General features: G+C 59.0%; 19 protein-coding genes and 1 pseudogene. 6 read left to right on the top strand and 14 right to left on the bottom strand.

Annotated elements, in window-relative coordinates:
- On the top strand, positions 1-293 hold a 293-nt coding region (locus ACIP1X_RS22040), incomplete at its 5' end, for a class II fructose-bisphosphate aldolase (protein ID WP_400755078.1).
- 80 nt (positions 294-373) lie between these two features.
- Here the strand turns inward: ACIP1X_RS22040 and ACIP1X_RS22035 are convergent.
- Positions 374-658 carry an Ig-like domain-containing protein gene (locus ACIP1X_RS22035; protein ID WP_400755075.1) on the bottom strand — a complete coding sequence of 95 codons (285 nt, stop codon included), beginning with the start codon at positions 656-658 and terminating at the stop codon, positions 374-376.
- A gap of 276 nt (positions 659-934) precedes the next feature.
- Entirely contained in the window at positions 935-1,603 is a 669-nt protein-coding gene (locus ACIP1X_RS22030; protein ID WP_053124619.1) for a polysaccharide lyase family 7 protein, read from the bottom strand.
- A gap of 321 nt (positions 1,604-1,924) precedes the next feature.
- Here ACIP1X_RS22030 and ACIP1X_RS22025 point away from each other — a divergent pair, with 321 nt between their 5' ends.
- The 3 genes from ACIP1X_RS22025 to ACIP1X_RS22015 are packed head-to-tail and all read left to right on the top strand — an operon-like array spanning position 1,925 to position 4,930.
- Positions 1,925-4,048: a bifunctional diguanylate cyclase/phosphodiesterase gene (locus tag ACIP1X_RS22025; RefSeq protein ID WP_053124617.1), complete on the top strand. Its 2,124-nt coding sequence runs from the start codon at positions 1,925-1,927 to the stop codon at positions 4,046-4,048.
- Between the two features lie 46 nt (positions 4,049-4,094).
- A complete protein-coding gene (locus ACIP1X_RS22020; protein ID WP_159811846.1) occupies positions 4,095-4,583 on the top strand; it encodes a YgjP-like metallopeptidase domain-containing protein in 489 nt (162 codons plus the stop codon).
- A 50-nt stretch (positions 4,584-4,633) separates the two neighbouring features.
- Complete coding sequence (locus tag ACIP1X_RS22015; RefSeq protein ID WP_016772794.1) at positions 4,634-4,930, top strand: helix-turn-helix domain-containing protein; 297 nt, start codon at positions 4,634-4,636, stop codon at positions 4,928-4,930.
- 98 nt (positions 4,931-5,028) lie between these two features.
- Here the strand turns inward: ACIP1X_RS22015 and ACIP1X_RS22010 are convergent, their stop codons facing one another.
- On the bottom strand, positions 5,029-5,481 hold the full coding sequence (locus ACIP1X_RS22010; protein ID WP_053124612.1) for a GNAT family N-acetyltransferase: 453 nt from the start codon (positions 5,479-5,481) through the stop codon (positions 5,029-5,031).
- A gap of 255 nt (positions 5,482-5,736) precedes the next feature.
- Here ACIP1X_RS22010 and ACIP1X_RS22005 point away from each other — a divergent pair, with 255 nt between their 5' ends.
- Positions 5,737-6,474 (top strand): ABC transporter substrate-binding protein, encoded by a 738-nt coding sequence (locus ACIP1X_RS22005; RefSeq protein ID WP_053124610.1) that lies wholly within the window; start codon positions 5,737-5,739, stop codon positions 6,472-6,474.
- Between the two features lie 110 nt (positions 6,475-6,584).
- Here ACIP1X_RS22005 and yccS read toward each other — a convergent pair whose 3' ends face one another.
- From yccS to betI, 9 genes are all read right to left on the bottom strand, one after another.
- Positions 6,585-8,777 carry a YccS family putative transporter gene (gene yccS / locus ACIP1X_RS22000; protein WP_400755071.1) on the bottom strand — a complete coding sequence of 731 codons (2,193 nt, stop codon included), beginning with the start codon at positions 8,775-8,777 and terminating at the stop codon, positions 6,585-6,587.
- Between the two features lie 222 nt (positions 8,778-8,999).
- The gene (locus ACIP1X_RS21995) at positions 9,000-10,178 is read right to left on the bottom strand and encodes an NAD(P)/FAD-dependent oxidoreductase (RefSeq protein WP_400755068.1); all 1,179 of its coding nucleotides are present in this window, start codon (positions 10,176-10,178) and stop codon (positions 9,000-9,002) included.
- A 159-nt stretch (positions 10,179-10,337) separates the two neighbouring features.
- The gene (gene dbpA / locus ACIP1X_RS21990) at positions 10,338-11,723 is read right to left on the bottom strand and encodes an ATP-dependent RNA helicase DbpA (RefSeq protein WP_008085781.1); all 1,386 of its coding nucleotides are present in this window, start codon (positions 11,721-11,723) and stop codon (positions 10,338-10,340) included.
- A 319-nt stretch (positions 11,724-12,042) separates the two neighbouring features.
- Positions 12,043-13,470: a multidrug transporter subunit MdtD gene (gene mdtD, locus ACIP1X_RS21985; RefSeq protein WP_008085779.1), complete on the bottom strand. Its 1,428-nt coding sequence runs from the start codon at positions 13,468-13,470 to the stop codon at positions 12,043-12,045.
- A 189-nt stretch (positions 13,471-13,659) separates the two neighbouring features.
- On the bottom strand, positions 13,660-14,997 hold the full coding sequence (locus ACIP1X_RS21980) for a TldD/PmbA family protein (RefSeq protein ID WP_400755065.1): 1,338 nt from the start codon (positions 14,995-14,997) through the stop codon (positions 13,660-13,662).
- Positions 14,997-16,439 carry a TldD/PmbA family protein gene (locus tag ACIP1X_RS21975; RefSeq protein ID WP_400755064.1) on the bottom strand — a complete coding sequence of 481 codons (1,443 nt, stop codon included), beginning with the start codon at positions 16,437-16,439 and terminating at the stop codon, positions 14,997-14,999. The genes ACIP1X_RS21980 and ACIP1X_RS21975 overlap by 1 nt, the downstream gene beginning before the upstream one ends.
- A 281-nt stretch (positions 16,440-16,720) precedes the next feature.
- On the bottom strand, positions 16,721-18,424 hold the full coding sequence (gene betA / locus ACIP1X_RS21970; RefSeq protein WP_400755062.1) for a choline dehydrogenase: 1,704 nt from the start codon (positions 18,422-18,424) through the stop codon (positions 16,721-16,723).
- 176 nt (positions 18,425-18,600) lie between these two features.
- Positions 18,601-20,073, bottom strand: coding sequence for a betaine-aldehyde dehydrogenase (gene betB, locus ACIP1X_RS21965; RefSeq protein WP_400755060.1), 1,473 nt, complete (start codon positions 20,071-20,073; stop codon positions 18,601-18,603).
- Positions 20,074-20,161: 88 nt separating this feature from the next.
- A complete protein-coding gene (gene betI, locus ACIP1X_RS21960; RefSeq protein WP_053124587.1) occupies positions 20,162-20,755 on the bottom strand; it encodes a transcriptional regulator BetI in 594 nt (197 codons plus the stop codon).
- Positions 20,756-21,078: 323 nt separating this feature from the next.
- On the opposite strand from betI, the gene betT reads away from it, so the two are divergent.
- Positions 21,079-23,076: a choline BCCT transporter BetT gene (betT, locus tag ACIP1X_RS21955; RefSeq protein ID WP_053124585.1), complete on the top strand. Its 1,998-nt coding sequence runs from the start codon at positions 21,079-21,081 to the stop codon at positions 23,074-23,076.
- A gap of 190 nt (positions 23,077-23,266) precedes the next feature.
- On the opposite strand, the gene choV is transcribed toward betT, so the two are convergent.
- Together choV and ACIP1X_RS21945 are read right to left on the bottom strand one after the other, a co-directional pair.
- Positions 23,267-24,445, bottom strand: a complete 1,179-nt coding sequence (choV, locus tag ACIP1X_RS21950) for a choline ABC transporter ATP-binding protein (RefSeq protein ID WP_053124583.1) — start codon at positions 24,443-24,445, stop codon at positions 23,267-23,269.
- A pseudogene (locus ACIP1X_RS21945) lies at positions 24,442-24,552 on the bottom strand (choline ABC transporter permease subunit); the annotation flags it as partial. The gene choV and the pseudogene ACIP1X_RS21945, both read right to left, overlap by 4 nt.

Raw genomic sequence — 24,552 nt, 5'->3', positions numbered from 1 at the left:
TACCGGTTGAAGAAATCGTCGAAGGCATCAAATACGGCGTGCGCAAGGTCAACATCGACACCGACCTGCGTCTGGCATCCACCGGTGCGATGCGTCGCCTGATGGCCACCAACCCGAGCGAATTCGACCCACGTAAATTCTTCGGCGCGACCGTGACGGCGATGCGTGATGTGTGTATCGCTCGTTATGAAGCGTTCGGTACTGCGGGTAATGCTTCGAAGATCAAACCGATCTCGCTGGAAGCGATGTATCAGCGTTATCTGAAAGGTGAGTTGAACGCTAAGGTTAACTGAGTGTTTGGTTTGTCCTGTTAAAGAAACCCGCCGAGAGGCGGGTTTTTTGTTGGGCTAAACAAGTCTGTCCCTTTAAATATTCAGGAGGCATCTACGACTTGGCGAACCTTCGCAGAGTAGCCTTTGCTCTCATCAACCCGACCGTCAGCCGACGATTCGCAAACAACCCAGTCATAAATATCCGATTGTAATTTCCCAAGTGAAATATTGAAGCGCCCACGTGCATCTGTCGCGCCATGTCCAAACTTATGTCCATGACCATCTTTAGTTACAAAAATATATGTGTTGGCAGGCCCGGTCCCGGTGATGAAAGTCTCTTCGTTGGAGTTGCGTCCTGTTACTGAAGTGATAACTGTGGTGCCCATATTTAATTACTCCTGAATGTTGAGTGGTCTATTGCCCGCACAGGGAGGTTTGTTTTCCTGCCCAGCTCTTTTGAAGTTGCCAGATGAATTTAGATTGAGATTGGTGGCTCGTCACCTGTCATAAATGACAGTTATTAATAACATTTCGCTATACTTCTGAAGCAAATAGGCGACTGATCACTCCTACAATTGCAGCGGATGGGGTCTGTTGGATAGGAGGTCTCTGTGAGGCCATCATCGTTGGCAAGCCAACTCCCACAGGGGGGGCTCGGTGGGTTATTTATCGTGATCGATATCCAGTTTGGTGAAGGTCACCTGGCCGCCTTCGCTGGTGTAACCGGTGTTGTCTTGCACGTAAACCCCGGCCTTGAAGTACAGCGGCTTATTCCGCCACGTCGCGCTGATCTGGGAATCCCATTGATAACCGGCCGCACTCACGCCTAGCGCGCCGCCCGGGCTCAGGTGGATGAGGTAGTTGAATTCGTTATCCAGTTTGATCCCGGTGGCCAAAGTAATAACGCGGCTTTCTTTGTCATCCGGGTGCATGCGCACTTTGATCACGAGATTGCCGGTTTCAGTCTTGGTCTTGTACTGATATTCAAGTTTCACCATTGGCCGCTGGCTTTCATACGCATGAATCTGGCCGATCACGATTTTGCCCGAGCTCGGCACTTTGTTGACCGTAACCGTCGCGCGCAGCAAGTTGTCGGCGTCGGGGTAGTACCAGTTTCGCAGCGTGCCATTGCTGTAAGTCTCGCGCAGTTCAGTGCGCGGATAGATGGCGTTTTCGGTTTTAGAGCCGGTGACCGGTGACCAGAAGAACAAGGTGCCGGTGTCGGAATGGAAGTACTGATCTTTGAAGCCATTCACCAGTTTTGAGGTTTCGACGGTGTACGGCGGACTGCCGACGGGAACGCTGAGGTTCCAGGTTGCGAGATCGATCATGTCGGTTCTTCCACTCAGTTCATCCTGAACGCGGGTGCCAGAAGCTCTAGCCCGCGCCTTTTGGGGGCGGCCTTTATAAGCGTAGAGGCGTTTTTTGTTAACGCCCGTTTGGCAGATGATTGACGTCAACATCCTGTCGAAATGCCATCTTCCCCGGATTCCGGGGGCTGCAGCGGTGACCGTTAGTCGGTAAATAGCACGTTTGGTTAAATGATGGCCTGATGACAGCTATTGCTTTTACAGATCCCGGACTAGAGTGAACGCTCAGTATGTGTACGGTTTTTACCGGAACCGACCTGTAGTCCCGAGAAGAGAAGCAGCATGGAATGCGCGCAACCCCCGCCAGGTGAAGGCAACTCTGTCCTATTGATTGTTGATGATTACCCTGAAAACCTGATCAGCATGCGCGCGTTGCTGCAGCGTCAGGACTGGCAGGTCATCACCGCCGCCTCCGGTTTCGAGGCGCTCAGTCTGTTGCTGGAACACGACGTCGATCTGGTACTGCTCGATGTGCAGATGCCGGGTATGGACGGTTTCGAGGTCGCGCGGCTGATGCGCGGCAGTCAGCGTACGCGCCTTACGCCAATTATTTTCCTCACCGCCAACGAGCAATCTCAGGATGCCGTGATCAAGGGTTACGCCAGTGGTGCGGTGGATTACCTGTTCAAACCGTTCGACCCACAGATTCTCAAGCCCAAGGTGCAGGCGTTGCTGGAACACCAGCGCAATCGCCGCGCCTTGCAGCGTCTGAGTCATGATCTGGAAGCGGCGCGAGCCTTTAATGCCTCGGTATTGGATAACGCTGCCGAAGGGATTTTGGTGGTGGGCGAGGACGGCGTGATCCGTTTTGCCAACCCGGCGATTTCCCGGCTGCTCAACGCGCCAGTAACGGAGCTGGAAGGTAAGGAGTTTCTCGACTATCTGCAGAAACCGCACATTCCCGTGTGGGCCGATTCCGAGTTTTATGCCGGCTACAAACGCGGGGAAACCCTAAGACTGCACGACGCATTATTACGCACCGCGCCGGGCCAGCAGGTGCCGGTGGCACTTTCATGTGCTGCGCTGCCGTCTGAGCAGCACGCGATGGTGGTGACCGTGCTGGACATGTCGGTCGTACGTCACCTTCATCAGCAACTGGAATTCCAAGCGGTTACCGATCCTTTGACCGGTTTGCTCAATCGCCGAGGTTTTTACCAGACCGTTGAAAACCTGCTGCTGCGTGGGGAACGCAGCGACAGCAGTTGGGTGCTGCTGTATCTGGATCTCGATGGCTTCAAACGGGTCAACGATTCGCTGGGTCACGATGCTGGCGACCGCGTGTTGCGCTGGGTCTCTGAACAGTTGAAGGCTTGCCTGCGACCGTTCGATATCCTCGCGCGCATGGGCGGCGATGAATTCACCGCACTGCTGGATCTGGAATTCCCTGAGCAAGCGGCAAAGATTGCCGAGAAACTCATCGAGCGCGTTTCCATCTGCCAGCAAATCGAAGGACTGGATATCGCCCTCGGCGCCAGTATCGGCATCGCGACGTTCCCGGACTGCGGCTCAAACCTCGACGGATTGCTGCGCGCCTCCGACATTGCCATGTACGAAGCCAAACGCGCCGGTCGTCAGCAATATCGCTTCTATGATCACGAAATGAATGGCCGCGCCCGTTCGCGCTTGATGCTTGAAGAAAGCGTGCGCACCGCCATCGAGAACCGTGATTTCAATCTGGTTTATCAGCCGCAAGTGGCCATCGACACTGGCCAGATCCGTGGGTTTGAAGCACTGCTGCGCTGGCAGCACCCGAGCGTTGGCGATGTCCCGCCAGGGCTGTTTTTGCCGTTGCTGGAAGAGGCGCGGTTGATCAGTCGGCTTGGCAGCTGGATTTATCATCGCGGCGCTGGCCAACGCAAAGCCTGGGAAACCTTGTTCGCTGAAGATCTGGTGCTTGGTGTGAGTTTGAGCAACACCCAGTTCAGCATGCCGAACCTGGTCACTGAATTGCGTCAGGTCATGGAGCGCCATGCGCTGCAGCCTCGGCAACTGGAAGTTGAAGTCACCGAAGAAGCCTTGATGCAAAACCCTGACGAAACCCGCAAGCAACTGCGCTTGTTGCGCAATCTCGGTGTGCGGGTGGCGCTGGATGATTTCGGTTCTGGCCCGTGTTCGCTGGCGCATCTGCGTGATCTGGAGCTGGACACGCTTAAACTCGATCGCCACCTCATCGCTCGATTACCCGACTCTGCACGCGACGCTTCGCTGGTGAGCACGGTGATCAACCTGTGCAAACAGTACGGTTTGCTGGTGATCGCCGAAGGGGTCGAAACCATCGAGCAATACCAATGGCTGCAGGCGCATGGCTGCGAGTACGTGCAAGGTTTCCTCGTCGCGCGGCCGTTGATCGCCGAAGACGCCGCCAGCTTCGCCGAGCCTTTCGACTGGAGCGCGCTGCCCGGTTGAATTCGCTACACTGGCGCACCTTTTTTTCGAACCGTGCCGCCCGTCCATGACCGTGTTGAAGTACCTCCAGGCCTATCCCGCGCAATTGCAGGATCAGGTGCGCCAACTGATCGCCGAAGGGCGTTTGGGCGATTACCTGAGCCAGCGTTATCCGGGGCGGCACGATGTGCAGAGCGACAAGGCGTTGTACAGCTACGCGCTGGATCTCAAGCAGGAATATCTGCGCAACGCCCCGGCCATCGACAAGGTGCTGTTCGACAACCGCCTCGACCTGACCCACCGCGCCCTCGGTCTACACACCACGGTGTCGCGGGTGCAGGGCGGCAAGCTCAAATCGAAGAAAGAAATTCGTATCGCCTCGTTGTTCAAGGACGCCGCGCCGGACTTTCTGAAAATGATCGTCGTGCACGAACTGGCGCACTTCAAAGAGTCGGATCACAACAAGGCGTTTTATAAATTGTGCGAGCACATGCTGCCGGGGTATCACCAGATCGAGTTTGATCTGCGCGTGTACCTGACGTGGCGGGATCTGTAGGAGCTGCCGCAGGCTGCGATCTTTTGATTTTCCAATTAATGGGCCCATGCATGGACGTCAGCAAGACCAAAAGCAGTTTCTATCGCCGCCTATACGTGGCGTACCTGATCGACAGCGGCCTGGCGCCGAGTGTACCGACGCTGACCGAAGTGACCGGCATGCCCCGGCGCACGGCGCAGGACACGATCGCGGCGTTGGCGGATCTGGACATCATTTGTGAATTCGAGCAAGAAGAGGGCGCACGCAACCATGCCGGGCGTTATCGGATTCGCGAGTGGGGGGCGATTGATCGGGGGTGGATTGAGCGGAATTTGCGGCAGATCAAGGCTGTGCTTGAATATCCGTAAAGTGTGTTGCGCCTGAGCTGACGCCTTCGCGAGCAAGCCCGCTCCCACAGGGGGAATGCATCCCAGGTGTGGGAGCGGGCTTGCTCGCGAAAGGGCCCTTAAGAGCGACGCATTCCAATATGTGGAATGTCATCCTCCAGATATTCCTCACCCGCCACCACAAACCCGTACTTGCCGTAATACCCCTGCAAATGCGCCTGCGCCGACAGATAGATCGGTATCGCTGGCCAGTTCTTCTCAGCTTGTTTCAACGCCTCTTCCAGCATCTCGTGGCCCAGGCCTTTACCGCGTCCCTCCGTTGAGGTCAGCACGCGGCCAATCACCACGTCACCGCCCTGGGATTCCGGATCCAGCAGGCGCAGATAGGCGACCAGTTGATCATCGGCCCAACCCATCAAATGGCAGGTGTCGCCGGCCAGATCCTGACCATCGGGATCCAGGTAGGCACATTTCTGTTCGACCACGAACACTTCCGAGCGCAGCTTCAAAATGGCGTACAGCTGCTCCTTGCCCAGATCGCTGTGATGTTTGCAGATCCACTCGATATTCATTTGCCGACTCCTTGAACGTGTGTCCGGATACTAAGCGTCCACGCCTTTGATGTCTGCATGGCGTAAGAGTCTGTGACAAAGATCAAAATGCCATCATTCCTTTCTCGCGGTCGTCACGTCTTTGTGTAATCTGCTGGAGAGCGCTGTGCACTGGCTCCGTTGAGCTACTGTTAGTGCCTGGGTTTTGCCGGTAAGGGGCCTTGGGGTTTTGACTGAAAACAGGCCGGGCAGCCCGCCCGCTAAGGATTTTCAAGCATGCCGCGTGTGTATCGAGCCTTTGCGTTGATCGGACTGCTCCTGCTGGCTCAAACCGCTGCAGCGGACAAGCTGCGGCTGGTGTTTGATATCTGGCCGCCCTTTACCGACGACACGCTGGTCAATGGCGGCCTGGCCACCGACATCGTCAGCACCGCGCTGGCCCGCGCCGGTTATGCCAGCGGCTACGAGCAAGTGCCGTGGGCACGGGCGCTGATGGGTGTTGGCGAAGGGCGTTACGACGTGTTGGTCAACGCTTGGTACAACGAAGATCGCACCAGACTCGGGCAGTTTTCCGGCGAATATCTGCTCAACCGCATCCGCTTTCTCAAGCGCAAAGACACGCCACTCGACTATTCCAATTTGCAACAACTGCACACCTATCCGATTGCGGTGGTGCGCGGTTATGCCTATTCAGCGCCGTTCGATGCCGACACGGCGTTGCAGAAAGTCCCTGTGCATAACTTCGCCATGGCCGTGCGCATGCTCGCGGCGGATCGGGTCAAGTTGACGCTGGAAGATGAGTACGTGGCGAAGTATTACCTGGCGCGGGAATCAGCCAAGGTGCGCAACTCCGTGGAGTTTTTGCCCAAGCCGTTGAGTGAGAACAGCCTGCATATTTTGGTCAGCTTGAAGAATCCGCAGCATGCGCAGATTGTCGCGGGGTTTGATAAGGCGATTGCGGCGATGAAGGCGGATGGGAGTTATGAGCGGATGCTTAGGCAGCATGGGATGTGAAGACTGATCCAGAATTTTGTGTGTGGCTAATGGCCTATCGCGAGCAGGCTCACTCCTACAATTTGGAATGCGTTCCCCTGTAGGAGTGAGCCTGCTCGCGAAGGGTTCTGTCAGCCAGCACTAACCTCACTGGTGTCCTTGATCAGGTGCGCCGCCAAAGTGCGCAACGGCCCCAACTGCCGGCAAATCAGCGCCAATTGCGTCTGCACCAACCGCTGCCCTTCATCAATCTCATCGGCCATCTGCTCCAGCTCATTGGCCAGCGCTTCTTCTTCATCACTCTGAATCGCAATCGGCTGTTTACTCGCCAGCCCCTGAGCAATTTCATCAATGCTTGCCGCCAGTTTCACCCCGGCCCCATCGATCAACTGTTCGCGCACCTCCGCCGGCAACTGGGTCTCGCGATGCGCGCCCAGGCCTGACAGATAACTCAGCAACGTGTGCGACAACACCAGAAAGCGGAAACCGACATCCGCTTCCTTCCTGAAATGCCCCGGCTCCATGAGCATGTTCGCCAGCGTCGTCGATAGCGCCGCATCGGCGTTGTGCGCATTGCGCCGGGCGAGACGATAAGCGAGGTCGTCGCTTTTGCCTGCGGCGTATTGCTGCATGATCTGCCGCAGATAGATGCTGTTGCAGGTCAGGGTGTTGGCCAGCACTTTGTTCAGGCGTCGACCCTGCCAGTCCGGCAGGAACAGGAACACCGCGAGCCCCGCAATCAAGCTGCCGAGCAAGGTATCGAACAGCCGTGGCAGGAACAGCCCGTAACCGTCGCCGACCTGATTGAAGCAGAACAGCACCATGATGGTGATCGCGGCGGTCGCCAAGGTGTAGCGGGTGGTGCGGTTGGTGAAGAACACCACGCCGGCAGCGATGGCGAAACACGATTGCACCAACGGGTTCGGGAACAGATCGAACAGCGCCCACGCCACGGTCAGGCCGATGGCGGTGCCGAAAATCCGCTGACCGAGTTTGCGCCGCGTCGCGCCGTAGTTCGGCTGGCAGACGAACAGCGTGGTGAGAATGATCCAGTAGCCTTGCGACGGGTGAATCAAATGCACCATGCCGTAGCCGATACTCAGTGCCAATGGCAGGCGCAGGGCATGACGGAACAGCAGCGACGTCGGCGTCAGTTGTGTGCGCAGGCGCACCCAGACATCTTTGAAATTGCGTGGTGAACGGTCGAGCAGGCTGCTGTCGGTCGCGTCAGCCAAGGCATCGGGATTGCTCGCGTCGCTGAGCAAGCGGTCGAGGGTGCCGAGGTTGGCCGCCAGTGCGCGCAGCGAGCGCAGCAGCCCGCGCCAGGCCGGGTTGCTCTGGATGCGCAGGTGTTCGAGGGACGCGTCGAGGTCGCTGAGGGCTTCGGCGAAACTGGCGTCGTAGATGAACGGCTGACGCAACTGGATCGACTCGGCCAGTGCTCGGCAAGCTTTGCCTTGCTGGCGCAACAGGCGTTGGCAGCGGAACAGCACGTCGCTGTGGAAAAACGCATCAGCGAGGGCGTTGTACGGATAGTGCGAAGAACTGGCGCGTTCGTGAATGTCCTGCGCGAGGAAGTACAGCTTCAAGTAGCGGCTGACTTTCGAGCCGGGGCGACCGTTGCCGACCCTGTGCAGGATGATTTCCTTGGCACTGTTCAGCGCCGCCACCACGCGACCGTTTTGCTGGGCCAGTTCCAAGCGTCGCGCTTCGACGTCCATCTGCCTAATCGGCTCGAACAACGAGGATTTCAGTTTCAGGTAAAAGCCCAGTTCGCGGAACAGTCGCGCCAGACTTTGCTGCACCGGCTGATTGGAAAACAGCGCCTGCCACAACACCGAGAGCAAGCCGTACCACGCAGCACCGGCGACCAGCAGCATCGGTTCGTGCCAGAAATCGGTGACCGCGCCACCGCGCTGATCCACGCCGATCATCGTGTACACGGACAGAATCAGCGTCGCCGAAGCAATCGCCCCATAACGCTCGCCGAGCGCACCGAGCATGGTCAGGCCGAAACTCGCCAGCGCCAGGGCAATGGCAAACACGATGGGGTAGGGGAAGAGCAATTCCACCGACAGCGCGGCGATGCTGAAACACACCAGCGTCACGGCGAGGGCGTTGAGGCGGCCCTGCCAACTGTCGTCGGTTTCGGCCAGGGCGCTGGCGATGATGCCGAGGAACAACGGTATCAACAGGCCCATTTCATCCTGATACCAACACAGCGCCATGCTGCCGGTCAGGGCGATGAACACCCGCACGCTGTAGCTGAATTTATCCAGCGCCCACAGGCGCCGCAAAGACTGACGAAACGAGGTCGAGGACATGAAGTGCGAAGGCCTTCCGAGGCGATGCCGCTAAATTGAGCCAGTAATGACGCCGACGCAATGGCGGCGATCACATCTGACAGCAAAAAGTGTTCCTTGATCGCCCCGCGACCCCTTGTAGGAGCTGAGCTTGCTCGCGAAGACGGCCTCACATTCAATAAAAGTGCTGACCGTCAGACCGCTTTCGCGAGCAAGCTCAGCTCCTACAAAAAGCGGTAGTCGTCAGGCGTATTGCGCGGCGGCGTAGCCGGAGGCCCAGGCCCACTGGAAGTTGAAGCCGCCCAGATGCCCGGTGACGTCGAGCACTTCGCCAATGAAATACAGGCCAGGGCTTTTCAGCGATTCCATGGTTTTGGACGACACTTCGCGGGTATCAACGCCACCGAGGGTCACTTCGGCCGTGCGATAACCTTCAGTCCCCGCCGGCACGACTTTCCAGCTGCCCAGCTTCTCGGCGATTTCCGCCAGCTCTGCGTGGGTGTACTGCTTCATCGGCTTGGAGACAAACCAGTTATCCGCCAGCAGATTGGCCATCTTCTTGGTGAAAATCTCACCCAGCAAAGTTTTCAATTCACTGTTCGGACGCTCGGCCACTTGCTGTTGCAGCCAGCTCGCCGCGTCGTGATCCGGCAGCAGGTTGATCTCCACTGTATCGCCCGATTCCCAGAACGACGAGATCTGCAAAATCGCCGGGCCGCTGAGGCCGCGGTGAGTGAACAGGATGTTTTCGCGAAAGCTCTGATCATTGCAGCTGACCAGACAATCCACCGACGTCCCGGACAGCTCGGTGCACAATTCCTTGAGCTGATCGGTGATGGTGAACGGCACCAGGCCGGCGCGAGTCGGCAGCAACTCATGCCCGAACTGCTTGGCCACTTGATAACCAAAACCGGTGGCGCCCAACGTCGGGATCGACAGGCCGCCGGTAGCGATCACCAGCGACTGGCACTGGATCTGGCCGAGGGTAGTGTCGAGCAGGTAACCGCTCTCTACTTTCTCAATGGTCTGGATCGACGTGTCGAGGTGCAACTCGACGCCGGCCTGATCGCACTCGGTGAGGAGCATTTCGAGGATGTCGCTGGATTTGTTATCGCAGAACAACTGGCCGAGTTTTTTCTCGTGATACGGCACGGCGTGCTTGCCGACCATGCCGATGAAATCCCACTGGGTGTAACGCGCCAGTGCGGATTTGCAGAAGTGCGCATTCTGCGAGAGGAAATTGCTCGGCTCGGTGTACATGTTGGTGAAATTGCAGCGGCCACCGCCCGACATCAGGATTTTCTTGCCGGCCTTGTTCGCGTGGTCGAGCAGCAACACCTGACGCCCACGCCCGGCGGCGGTCAGTGCACACATCAACCCAGCGGCGCCAGCGCCAATGATCACGACTTCGGTAGAGCGCAAAACGGTGTCCTCACAAAGAATTCAAAATTCACCGAAGACCAATGTGGGAGCGGGCTTGCTCGCGAAAGCGGTATATCAGTCAACATTGATGTTGTCTGACACTCCCACTTCGCGAGCAAGCCCGCTCCCACATTTGATCTCTGTCGGCCAGCAGATCGGTTACAGGATACGCACGCGCAGCGAACGGCCTTTGATCTTGCCGTCGTTCAGGCGCTGCAACGCTTGCATGGCCACGGTGCGGTCGACAGCCACATAAGCCTGGAAATCGAAGATCGCGATCTTGCCAACCTGCGCGCCCGGAATACCGGCATCACCCGTCAGTGCACCCAGAATGTCGCCCGGACGCACTTTGTCTTTACGGCCAGCACCGATGCACAGCGTGGTCATCGGCGGCTGCAGCGGCGCGAGGCCCTGGGACTTGAGGTTATCGACCTGATCCCAGTTCAGCGGCGATTTTTGCAGCTGTTCGATGGCCTGCGCGCGATGCGCTTCACCCGGAGCCACCAGGCTGATCGCGATGCCTTTCTCGCCAGCGCGACCGGTACGGCCGACGCGGTGAATGTGAATTTCCGAATCGCGCGCCAGTTCGACGTTGATCACCATGTCCAGCGCATCGATGTCCAGACCACGGGCGGCAACGTCGGTGGCAACCAATACCGAAGTACTGCGGTTGGCGAACATCGCCAGCACCTGATCGCGATCACGCTGTTCCAGATCGCCGTGCAGGCCGACGGCGGAAATGCCTTTGGCGGTCAGGTGATCAACGGTTTCTTGCACTTGCTGCTTGGTGAAGCAGAACGCCACGCACGACGCCGGGCGGAAGTGGTGCAGGACCTTGGTCACCACGCTCATGCGATCTTCCGGGGAAATCTCGTAGAAGCGCTGCTCGATCTGCGTGTCATCGTGGAACGCTTCGGCTTTCACCGTTTGCGGGTCACGCATGAATTTCGACGCCAGTTGCTTGATGCCCACCGGGTACGTCGCGGAGAACAGCAGGGTCTGACGACGCTCCGGGGTTTTGACGATGATGTCTTCGATGGCGTCGTAGAAGCCCATGTCGAGCATGCGATCGGCTTCGTCGAGGATCAGCGTGTTCAGGCCATCGAGCACCAGCGAACCTTTGCGCAGGTGCTGCTGAATGCGGCCCGGGGTGCCGACGATGATGTGCGCGCCGTGCTCCAGCGAAGCGATCTGCGGGCCAAATGACACGCCGCCGCACAGGGTCAGGACTTTGATGTTGTCTTCGGCACGGGCCAGACGACGGATTTCCTTGGCGACCTGGTCGGCCAGCTCACGCGTCGGGCAGATCACCAGCGCCTGGCAACCGAAGTAGCGCGGGTTGATCGGGTTCAGCAAACCGATGCCGAACGCGGCGGTTTTGCCGCTGCCGGTCTTGGCCTGAGCGATCAGATCCATCCCTTTGAGGATCACCGGCAAGCTCTGCGCCTGGATCGGCGTCATCTGGGCATAACCGAGGGATTCGAGGTTAGCCAGCATGGCGGCGGACAGCGGCAGAGTATTAAAAGCGGTGGCGATGGTGGTCACGGGACTGGCCTGCAAAACAAAATGTCGCGCAGTGTAGCAGCCCCGTGCCACTTTCCTCGAAAGTTCTGGACGAACAGCGACTAAAACCAGAAGTGAAGGATTTACCTGTGGCGAGGGGATTTATCTGTGGCGAGGGGATTTATCCCCGTTGGGGTGCGCAGCACCCCCAAATCTGTCACCTCGGTACATCAGACCGATCGCATTCAACCCACTTGGGGCTGCTACGCAACCCATCGGGGATAAATCCCCTCACCACAAAAGCCCCTCACCACAATTCCCTTCTCACAATTCCCCTCCCACAGAAGCCCTTCAGCACAAATCAGTGTTCAATGTGTTCTTCCGGCCGTTTCGCGCGGCGGCCGTCTTCTTTCGACAGCTGTGAGAATATCGTCGCCGCCAACATCGCCATGATCCCGACCGTGACAAAGGTCAGCTGGAAGGCACCTAGCACAGTCTCCACACCATCATTACCGACCTCCGCCGTAAACCCGCCAAGCAACGCACCCGCGCAGGCAACACCCAGACTCAACGACAACTGCGCCACCACCGAGAGCAAACTGTTGCCGCTGCTGGCGCTCGCATCATCGAGGTCGATCAACGTCACCGTGTTCATCGCCGTAAATTGCAGCGAGTTGATCGCGCCAAGTACCGCCAGCAGACACAGCAGCAACCAGTACGGCGTCTGCTCGCTGACCAGGCCCATGCTCGCCAGCATGATCCCCAGCGCCAGCGTGTTGCCGGTGAGGACGATGCGATAACCCAGTCGCTCAATCAGCGGTCGCGCCACCCACTTGGCTATCATCGCCGCAGCGGCCAGCGGCAGCATGCTCATCCCCGCTTGCGACGGTGAATAACCCAGCGCGACTTGCAGCAGCAACGGCACCAGAAACGGCAACGCGCCGCTGCCCAGACGCGCAAACAGGTTGCCAAGAATGCCGACGGCAAAGGTTCGGGTCTTGAACAGTGACGGCGCGAACAGCGGGTTTTCGATATGCCCGGCGCGCAACCAGTACGCCGCCAGACAGGCCATGCCGCCGAACAGCAGCAACATCACCCGCAGGTGCGGCAGATGCAATTCGCCAAGGCCTTCCATGGCGATGGTGATCAGAATCATCGCCGCGCCGAACAGCAGGAAACCCAAGCTATCGAAGCGCGTACGTTCAGTGCCGCGCAGGTCGGGTATGAATTTCCACACTGCGTAGCAACCGATGACGCCGACTGGCAGGTTGATCAGAAAGATCCAGTGCCACGTCAGATATTCGACCATCCAGCCGCCCATGGTCGGGCCGATCAACGGGCCGAGCAGACCGGGAATGGTGATAAAGCCCATGATCCGCACCAGTTCGGATCGCGGATAAGCGCGCAACACCACCAGTCGCCCGACCGGCAGCATCAACGCACCGCCCAGGCCTTGAATGACGCGAGCGCCGATCAGCATGCTCAGGCTGCTCGACAGCGCACAAAGCAGCGAGCCGAAGCTGAACAGCAGAATCGCACCGAAGAAGATTTTCTTGGTGCCGAAGCGGTCGGCGATCCAGCCTGAGGCGGGGATCAGCAACGCCACGGTGAGCATGTAGGCGATGATCACACCCTGCATGCGCAACGGATCCTCGGCGAGATCGCGGGCCATGGCGGGCAGGGCGGTGTTAAGAATGGTGCCGTCGAGAGACTGCATGAAAAACGCAATGGCGACGACCCACGGCAACCAGCGGGCGGTGATGGCGTCGAGAGGCGGGCGATTGGGCATGGAACCTCTGATGGGTGGTTAATCCAGATTCTTGTTCAAACATGAAACCCTGTGGCGAGGGGATTTATCCCCGCTGGAGTGCGCAGCAGTCCCATTTTTTGGGGCCGCTGCGCGACCCAGCGGGGATAAATCCCCTCGCCACAGTTTCTATTCCAACAGTTGATCCCCTGTGTGCCGGGGATCTTTGTTTTACAGGGTCAAGGTCAAACGGCTAACCAGCGCGCCCGGCAGCAACGCCGACGAGGTATTGCGCTGGCTATATGTACTCGCCGATAGCAGCAACTCACGCTCCGCCGTCAGCGCTTCCAGCTGCGAACCCAGCAGGCTGTACGCGCTGTCGTCAAACCGCATGGTGCTCACCGGCGCCTGAATTTCGCCGTTCTCGACCCAGAAGGTCGCAAAACGGGTCATGCCGGTCATGCGCGCCGCCGGTTGATCCGAGTAGTTCAGGTACCACAGGTTGCTGATGTACAGCCCGGTGCCCAACTGCTTGAGGATCTCTGCTTGCGACAGATCCCCCGCCGCCATGTTCAACGCACTTGGCATTTCACCACCACCGGCGCCGTTGGCGGCCAGGCCATATTCCGCCGCACTGCGTGAACCAACCAGTTGATCGCCCGCCTTGCCCTCGACAATCAAACGCAGATCACTGCGTGGATAACCTTCGCCGGAAAACGCCGGGCTCAGTGAATCGCTGACCTTCTCGTCCAACGACACCAGTGGGCTGAACGCCTGATCGCCGACATACAACTTCTGCAACGGGCTGCTTTTGCTCGCGATCGACTGCGCCGAAAATCCGCCCCAGCTCAACATGCCCATGATTTCTTCCAACGCTGCTGGCGCCAGATACGCGCGGTACTGCCCCGGCGCCAGGGTGCGCAACGGCCGACCGAGAAATTCCAGTTGCTCGCGCGCCTGACCGAAGCGCTTGGCGAACCCTTCGCTGCTCCAGTCGTGCCCGGCGTAGCTGGCTTTCACCGCTTCGCCGTTCTCGTGAAACAGGCTGAAATCGAAGTTGAAGCTATTGGCCTGATGCCAGCCAAACGCCCCCGAAGAACTGGCGAAACCACGGCTGATCGGCCCGGCGGCATAGAAGCCCACCAAGTCCAGACCTTCAGCAGCGGCGCAGATTTCATCGACCACCTGTTCCGTGTCCGGCAGCGGATGTTCCTGCACATTCTTGCTCTGCCAGCCGTTGTGATTGAGCAGTAGATACGGATCCTGCGGCAACAGCGGCAAGGTTTCGCGCAGTTGTTGCAGGCCTTCGGCGAGGCGTTGCAGATCGCCTTCCTGATCACCCGAGAGGGTGACTTGCAGGTCGGCATGACGGCCGTCGTTGATCAGCTTCAGAACGATGTTGGCCTGCTGCACTTGCCCGGCCTGACGCACTTTGGCGTGATTGAAACGCACGAACGCCGAGGATTCGGCGGCAAAGCTGAGGGTGAATTGCTCCGGCTCACGGACGCTGTCGCGCAGCCAATTGACCATGACCTTGAAGGCGTCGGACTGACTCTTCGAAATGCTCATCAGGCGTCTCCCCCAAACACATCAACGTTGCTGAATACGCAGGCCGGCGAAGCGTGGCCGACGCGGATCACCTGATTTGGTTCGCCCTTGCCGCAGTTTGGCGTGCCCAGCACCTTGACGGTGTTGGCGTCACCGACGGCGCGCAGGCTTTTCCAGAAGTGCGCGGAAATCGCCCGGTAGTTCGGATTTTTCACCACGCCTTTAAGTTCACCGTCTTCGATCAACTGGCCCCATTCGCAGCCGAACTGAAATTTGTTGCGCGCATCGTCGATCGACCACGAACGGTTGGTGCTCATCAAAATGCCGTGCTCGATGCCTTCGATCAGCTTGTTCAACGGCTGATCGCCCGGTTCGATATTGAGGTTGGCCATGCGGTCGATCGGCGCGCGGTTCCAGCCGCAGGCACGGCTGTTGGCGACGCCGTCCATCCCTGCGCGAAATTGCGACAGCGCACCGCCCAATGGACGCAGCAGCAGGCCTTCGCGAATCAAAAATTGTTTGCTGGCCTCGGTGCCGTCGTCGTCATGGCCGTAGCTGGCGAGTTCTTCGGGAATGCCCGGATCGAAGGTTACGTTGAGTAGCTTCGAGCCGTATTGCAGGCTGCCGAAGTCGCTGGCCTTGACGAAACTGGTGCCGGCGTAATTGCGTTCATCGCCGAGAATGCGGTCGAGTTCCAGCGGGTGACCGATGGATTCGTGGATCTGCAGCATCATTTGATCCGGCATCAGCAGCAGGTCGCGCGGGCCTTGCGGGGTGTTCGGCGCGAGCAACAGTTGCAGCGCCTGATCGGCAACCTGTGGGCCGGCGCCGATCAAACCGCAGCGGCTGATCACATCAGCGCCGCCCTGTTGGCCGAAGTTCTCGCGGCCGAGGCTGCGGGTCTGGCTGTCGTTGCCGTCGTAAGCGGTGACGTCGAGGCCTGGATAGACGAAGCGCTGGACCTGGCGCAATTCAGCCCCGGCGCTGCTCAGGTAAATCTGTTCGACGTGGGTAATGCCAATGCTCACCTGCCAGTTCACCAGGCGCTCATCCTTTGGCACCGAGGCGGATTCCGCGCCGAGCAGCTCGAAGCATTCGCTCAGGGACGGGAAGGGTTGTTCAAGATTGGGCGAAAAGTAATCAGCGCGATCGCTGGACACCGGCTGATCGCGCAGGTCGAGCAAGGCGTGCGGCTTGAGGCGGCGGGCCTGAGTTTCGGCGCGTTCAAGCGCAGCTTGCAGGCCTTGTTGCGACAGGTCGTTGGTCGCGGCATACGCCTCAACGCCATTGACGCGAACGGTGAGCATCGCGCCCTCGTCACGGTTCAGGCTTGGCGGTTCGGCGACGTTCTTGCGCACCGACAGGTATTGCCCGGACTCGCGTACATACCGCAGGGAAAAAAACTCAGCGCCCGTGCGCAAGGCAGCGAAGCGCTGCTTGAGCTGGGGGTGGAAATCGAACATTCGGGAACCTCCTTGTCAGGGGGAAGCGGTAAAGCGACGGCGGGGAGGGGGTGAAACGGTTGCGCGAGGTCTAGAGTAGGCCTGCGTGGGGGTAGGATCAAGTGAAGAGGGGGTGTAGGGGGATTTACTGTGCAGCGGGGGAATTTGTGCTGAATGTGAGGGCCCCTTCGCGAGCAAGCCCGCTCCCACATTGGATCCCGGGTGTTCACAAATTTTGTGTTCACTGGAGATCTACTGTGGGAGCGGGCTTGCTCGCGAAGGCCGCGCCTCGGTATTACGTCTTACTGAGCAACCGGGGTGATATCACGCATCGGCTTGCCCTTCACCGGTGCATCGCCCGCAACATAGTACGGTGCGGTGCTGCGTGGCAGCGGCTGGCGGCCACGGATCTTGTCGGCGATTTTCTCGGCGATCATGATCGTCGGCGCGTTGAGGTTGCCGGTGGTGATGATCGGCATGATCGAAGCATCGACCACACGCAGGCTCTGCATGCCGTGCACGCGACCTTCGCCATCCACCACAGCCATCTCGTCGGTGCCCATCTTGCACGAGCAGGACGGGTGGAACGCGGTTTCGGCGTGCTCGCGGATGAACTTGTCGAGTTGCTCATCGGATTGCACTTCGATGCCCGGGCTGATTTCGCGGCCACGGAAAGCGTCCAGCGCAGGCTGCTGCATGATTTCACGGGTCAGGCGGATGCCGTCGCGGAATTCCTGCCAGTCTTGCTCGGTGGCCATGTAGTTGAACAGGATGCTCGGGTGCTGGCGCGGGTCTTTCGACTTGGCCTGGATGCGACCACGGCTTGGCGAGCGCATGGAACCCATGTGCGCCTGGAAACCGTGCTCTTTCACACCGTTGCTGCCGTTGTAATTAATCGCCACCGGCAGGAAGTGGTACTGAATGTTCGGCCATTCGAATTCCGGACGCGAACGGATGAAACCGCCGGCTTCGAACTGGTTGCTGGCGCCGATGCCGGTGCCGTTGAACAACCATTCGGCACCGATGGCTGGCTGGTTGTACCAGAGCAGCGACGGGTACAGCGACACCGGTTGGGTGCAGGCGTATTGCAGGTACAGCTCAAGGTGATCCTGCAGGTTTTCACCGACGCCTGGCAGGTCGTGAACCACCGGGATGTCGAGCGACTTCAGCAGTTCGGCCGGGCCGACACCGGAACGCTGCAGAATCTGCGGCGAAGCGATGGCGCCGGAGCACAGCAGCACTTCTTTGCGCGCTTTGACTTCAACGCGCTCTTCAGCCGAACCGACCAGGTAACGCACGCCAACCGCACGCTTGCCTTCGAACAGAATCTTGTCGGTCAGGGCGTGGGTGACGATGGTCAGGGTCGAACGCTTTTTCGCGGTGTCGAGGTAGCCACGGGCGGTGGAAGCACGACGGCCGTTCGGCGTCACGGTGCGGTCCATCGGGCCGAAGCCTTCCTGTTGATAACCGTTCAAGTCTTCGGTGCGCGGGTAACCGGCTTGTACGCCCGCTTCAACCATGGCGTGGAACAACGGGTTGTTGCCAGCCTTCGGCGTGGTCACGCTGACCGGGCCTTCGCCACCGTGGTAATCGTTCGGGCCGATGTCGCGGGTTTCGGCCTTGCGGAAGTACGGCAGGCAGTCGAGGTACGACCAGTTTTCCAGGCCCGGCAGTTTCGCCCAGCCGTCGTAGTCCATCGCGTTGCCGCGGATGTAGCACATGCCGTTGATCAGCGAAGAACCGCCGAGGCCTTTGCCGCGACCGCATTCCATCCGGCGACCGTCCATGTGTGGCTCGGCGTCGGTTTCGTAAGCCCAGTTGTAGCGACGACCTTGCAGCGGGAACGCCAGAGCAGCCGGCATTTGCGTGCGGAAGTCGAGACGGTAATCAGGGCCGCCTGCTTCGAGCAGCAGAACGGTGACGCCGGCGTCTTCAGTCAGACGGGTCGCCAGGGTGTTACCGGCCGAGCCGGCACCGATGATGATGTAATCGAATTCTTGGGACATTGAATGCACCCTCTTTGATAGTGGTTAGGTCAGGCCGGGTGAGTGCTTTGCACTCAATCGCCAGCAGGCTGGCTCCCACAGGGGATTGGGGATGCCACAGATTTGGTGCACGACACCAAACCTGTGGGAGCGAGCCTGCTCGCGAAGATGGCCTCGCGAGCAATGCAAATCTCGGGTTAGAACACCGAAACGTAATCGCCCAGCTCGACCTGTACCGATTTGATGCGGGTGAAGTTATTCAGCGAGCTGATGCCGTTCTCACGGCCAACACCCGACTGCTTGTAGCCGCCGACCGGCATTTTTGCGTCGGACTCGCCCCAGGCGTTGATCCAGCAGATACCGGCTTCCAGTTGATGAATCACGCGGTGGGCGCGGTTCAGGTCTTTGGTGACGATACCGGCGGCCAGGCCGAAGTCGGTGTCGTTGGCGCGGCGGATTACTTCTTCTTCGGTCTCGTAGGAGAGGATCGCCATGACCGGGCCAAAGATTTCTTCACGAACGATGGTCATGTCGTCGGTGCAATCGGTGAACACGGTCGGCGCGACGAATGCGCCTTTGGCGAATTCGCCGTCGGTCAGACGCTCGCCGCCGCACAGGACGCGGGCGCCTTGCTCTTTACCCTTGGCGATGTAGCCCAGCACGCTTTCCATGTGCGCGAAGCTGACCAGCGGGCCGAAGTTGGTGTTTTCGTCTTCCGGGTTGCCGATGCGGATGCGTGCAACGCGTTCAACGATCTTGGCTTCGAAAGCGGCTTTCAGGTGCGCCGGAACGAACACGCGAGTGCCGTTGGTGCAGACCTGACCGGAGCTGTAGAAGTTGGCCATCATCGCGGTGTCGGCAGCGCGATCGAGATCGGCGTCGTCGCAGATGATCAGCGGGGACTTGCCGCCCAGTTCCATGGTCACGTCTTTCAGCGACGAAGCCGAAGCGCTGGCCATTACTTTCTTGCCAGTGTCGGTGCCGCCGGTGAAGGAGATTTTTTCGATGCGCGGGTGCTCGGTCAGCCAGGTGCCGACTTCACGGCCGCTGCCGGTCAGCACGTTGAACACACCGTTTGGAACGCCGGCTTCGGTGTAGATCTCGGCCAGTTTCAGGGTGGTCAGCGAGGTGACTTCGCTTGGCTTGAAGATCATCGCGTTACCGGCCGCCAGGGCTGGCGCGGATTTCCACAGCGCGATCTGGATCGGGTAGTTCCACGCGCCGATGCCGGCAACCACGCCCAGCGGCTCGCGACGGGTGTAGACGAAAGAAGTGTCGCGCAGTGGAATCTGCTCGCCTTCGATCGCCGGCACCAGGCCTGCGTAGTATTCCAGCACGTCAGCGCCGGTAACGATGTCGACGTACTTGGTTTCGGAGAAGGATTTACCGGTGTCCAGGGTTTCCAGCGCAGCCAGTTCATCGTTGCGCTCGCGCAGGATGTCGACGGCACGGCGCAGGATGCGCGAACGCTCCATGGCAGTCATCGCGGCCCAGATTTTCTGGCCCTTTTCAGCGGCGACTACAGCGCGCTCGACGTCTTCCTTGGTCGCACGTTGCACCTGTGCGAGGACTTCACCGTTAGCCGGGTTGATGGCTTCGAAGGTGGCATCGCTGCCGGCGTCCGAGTACGCGCCATCGATGTAAAGTTTTTGCAGTTCGAAACGGGCCATAGTGTCCTCGCAAGTGCATTAGTGGTTGGCGTTGACCACCGCGGTGAGGCTGCGGTGGCAGTGAGGGGCCGAGCGTTTTCTGTGTGCTCTAGCTCACCTTCTTGGCCAATTGGAAATCCATGTATTCGTAAGCGATCTGTTGCGCCTGCGCCGTGTCGAAAGCGTCTCCCGACAGCGCGCCGCGCAACCACAAACCGTCAATCAACGCTGCCAGGCCACGCGCTGCGGTGCGCGCATCTTCGAGCGGCAACACACGGCGGAACTCGCAGCACAGGTTGGAATACAGACGGTGATCGTTGATCCGCTGCAACCTGTGCAAAGACGGCTGGTGCATGCTGGTGGCCCAAAAGGCCAGCCAGGTTTTCATTGCCGGGCCATTGACCTGGCTGGCGTCGAAGTTGCCTTCGATGATCACCTGCAGATGCGCCCGTGGGCTGTCATCTGCCAGCGCTTGGCGGCGCAGGGTGACGTTCTCGCTGAGGACGCTCATCAGATACCGCATCGTGGCGGCAATCAGGCCGTTCTTGTCCTGAAAGTAATGACTGATGATGCCATTCGAGACACCGGCCAAACGGGCGATCAGCGCAATGCTGGCGTCCCCCATTCCGACCTGATCGACCGCCTGCAAAGTGGCTTCGATCAGTTGTTGGCGGCGGATGGGTTGCATACCGACCTTGGGCATCTTGCACATCTCCTTAGGCCTTCCGAGGGGCGATCAACGCTCATCGGATTGAGGGCCAGTCTATTTTGTTTTGATTGAACGTTCAATCAACAAAGAATAAGATCTGCGACAAATCGTCGCTGCTTACAGATTTTTCCCACATGTGAATGGCGCAAAAACTGACATCCAAAACCGCTCGAACCCTATACGCCACGGCGCTCTCAGGGTTCGGGCTTTTTTCGGGGTGTCTTTATATCACCCGTCGGTCGGCTGCCAACTAACCGATTAGTCGGGTGCCGTGTTGCCTTGTGTTCTTCTCTCGCACTGCCTGGAGCATTTGTGCCATGAGTTCTGCCTCGCTAATAAAGACCCCGCCCGAGAAGGTGACGGTCAACGGTTGGGTGTTTTACACCTCTACCGCGCTGATTCTGTTGTTGACCGCCATTCTGATTATCGCCCCGCAAGAGGCCGGCAGACTGTTGGGTATCGCTCAGGCCTGGTTGTCGCGCAGCTTCGGCTGGTACTACATGGTGGTGATCGCCGCTTATCTGGTCTTTGTCGTAGGTCTGGCGTTTTCCTCGTACGGCAAACTCAAACTGGGCAGCAAGGACGACACCCCGGATTTCAGTTACGGCGCCTGGGCGGGGATGCTGTTCTCGTCGGGTATCGGTATTTCGCTGCTGTACTTCGGCGCGTCCGAGCCGCTGGATCACTATTTCAATCCGCCGGAAGGCGCTTCGGCCACCAACATGGCCGCGCGTCAGGCGGTGCAACTGACGTTCCTGCACTGGGGCCTGCACGGCTGGGCGATCTACGCACTGGTCGGTCTGGCCGTAGCCTATTTTGCTTACCGTCATAACCAGCCGCTGGCACTGCGTTCGGCGCTGTATCCGCTGGTCGGCGAGCGTTGGGTCAAAGGCGCGGCCGGTCATGCGGTGGACGGCTTCGGCATGTTCGTAACGCTGCTGGGTCTGGTGACGAACCTGGGGATTGGTTCGCTGCAAGTGTCGTCGGGCCTGGAAAACCTGTTCGGCATGGAGCACAGCAACACCAACCTGTTGATCGTGATCATCGTGATGAGCACCGTGGCGACCATCGCTGCCGTGTCCGGCGTGGAAAACGGCATTCGTCGTCTGTCCAACCTGAACATCGTGCTGTTCAGCGGTCTGCTGATTTTCGTGCTGTTGTTTGGCCCGACCTTGCACCTGCTCAACGGCTTCGTGCAGAACATCGGCGACTACCTCAACGGTATCGTGCTGAAAACTTTCGACCTTTATGTGTACGAAGGCAGTGCCGAAAAAACCGAACGCTGGATGGGCCTGTGGACTCTGTTCTACTGGGCCTGGTGGATTTCCTGGGCGCCATTCGTCGGCATGTTCATCGCGCGTATTTCCCGTGGTCGCACCGTGCGTGAACTGGTCGCTGGCGTACTGCTGATTCCGCTGGGCTTCACTTTGGCCTGGCTGTCGATCTTCGGTAACTCGGCGCTGGATCTGGTGATCAACCAAGGGGCAGTGGAGCTCGGCAAGACGGCGCTGGAACAGCCGTCGATGGCGATCTACCAAATGCTTGAGCATTACCCGGCGTCGAAAATCGTCATCGGTGTATCGATCTTTGTTGGCTTCGTGCTGTTCCTGACCCCGGCCGATTCTGGCGCGGTGATGATGGCGAACCTGTCCTGCAAGGGCGGCAACGTCGATGAAGATGCGCCGCACTGGCTGCGGATTTTCTGGTCGGCCGTGATCACCCTGGTGACCATCGGCCTGCTGTTCGCCGGTAACTTCGAAGCCATGCAAACCATGGTCGTGCTGGCCGGTCTGCCGTTCTCGGTGGTGCTGGTGTTCTTCATGTTCGGCCTGCACAAGGCGATGCGCCAGGACGTGCAGATCGAACAGGAGCAAGCGCAACTGGCAGAGCGCGGTCGTCGTGGTTTCAGCGAGCGTCTGACGCAACTCGATCTGCAGCCAAGCCAATCGGTGGTGCAGCGTTTCATGGACAAACAAGTCAGCCCGGCGCTGGAAGACGCCACCGCGCAGATGCGTGCGCAGGGTCTGACAGTGCAGACGCTGCTGGGTAAATCCAAGCGTTGCATGGGTGTGCGTGTCGAGATGGAAGAGGGCAACCCTTTCGTTTACGAAGTCAGCCTGGACGGTTATCTGGCGACCCCGACTGAATCGGCGCAGTCCGATGAAGCACGCCAGCGTTACTACCGCGCTGAAGTGTATTTGCACAACGGCAGCCAGGATTACGACCTGATGGGCTTCACGCAGGATCAGATCACGCGGGATGTGCTCGATCAGTTTGAAAGCCATCGGCAGCTCCTTGGCCGGGTGTATAGCTAAACCGCTAAAACAAAAGGGGCTCGATTGAGCCCCTTTTGCATGATCGTTCCCACGCTCCGCGTGGGAATGCATCAATGGACGCTCCGCGTCCGCTGTTGTGGGACGCGGAGCGTCCCGGGCTGCATTCCCACGCAGAGCGTGGGAACGATCACGCCGCGATCCTCTCGCGGCGTTTTTGTGTCCGGGTTTCTTACCCCAGGTTCTTGCCCAGCAACGCGTGGTACAACTCGCTGTCGCCCAAGATCCCCACCACATGATTGTTATCGTGCAGCACCAGTTTGTTGCCGGTCTGATAACGAATCTGCAACGCATCGCGCATGCCGATGTTCGAATCCACCAGCGTCGGCTTACGCTCCAGCCCTTCCACCGCTTGCCCCGGCGCCCAGTTCTGCAAATTCAGCACTGAACCGTTCTGCCGCGCACCCTTGATGGTGTTGCCCTCAGCCAGATCCAGCCACGAATCGCCGCCCGGATCCAGGCACACCGAACCATTGATGCGTTTGCAGTTGTCCAGCGTGCGCATCAGGCTGCGGCCGCACAGCACGTTGAGCGGATTGGTGTGCGCGACAAACGTGCGCACATAGTCGTCCGCCGGGTTGAGCACGATCTCTTCCGGCACGCTGTACTGGATGATCCGGCCGTCTTTCATGATCGCGATACGGCTGCCGAGTTTCAGTGCTTCATCAAGGTCGTGACTCACGAACACAATGGTCTTGCTCAGCTTGCGTTGCAGCTCCAACAACTCATCTTGCAGACCCTGACGGATCAACGGGTCGAGTGCCGAGAACGGTTCGTCCATCAGCAAAATATCGGCGTCCATCGCCAGCGCCCGCGCCAGACCAACACGTTGCTGCATACCACCAGAGAGTTCGTCAGGCTTCTTGTTGCGCCATTGCGTCAGGCCGACCAGTTCGAGTTTGTCGTCGACCAGTTTGCGCCGTTCTTTCTCCGGACGGCCCTGCATTTCCAGACCGAAACTGATGTTTTCGCGCACCGTCAGCCACGGCATCAGCGCGAATTTCTGGAAGACCATGGCGATGCGTTGGGTGCGCATCATTTTCAGTTCGGCCGGGGTGCAGGAAGCGATGTCGATCTGCTTGCCTTCATGCTCGACGAACAGCTTGCCACGGCTCACGGTGTTGAGGCCGTTGATGCAGCGCAGCAGGCTCGACTTGCCCGAACCGGACAGGCCCATCAGCACGCAGATTTCGCCCTTGTTGACGTCCAGCGTGGCTTTTTCCACGCCGACGATCTGCCCGGTTTTCTTCAGGATCTCGTTGCGGGTCATGCCCTGATCGAGCAGCTTGAGCGCCTCGCGTGGATCCTTGGAGAAGATTACGTCTACGTCTTCGAAGCGAATTATGCTCATGCGTCACCCCCTACTTTGGCGTCGGGTTGTTTGCAGATACGGTCGAGCATGATCGCCAGCAGTACGATCGCCAGGCCTGCTTCGAAGCCCAGGGCGATATCAGCAGT

This window comes from Pseudomonas sp. NPDC088885, assembly GCF_044750025.1.
Classification (GTDB): domain Bacteria; phylum Pseudomonadota; class Gammaproteobacteria; order Pseudomonadales; family Pseudomonadaceae; genus Aquipseudomonas; species Aquipseudomonas rustica.
This window is presented reverse-complemented; position numbering and strand designations above follow the sequence as displayed.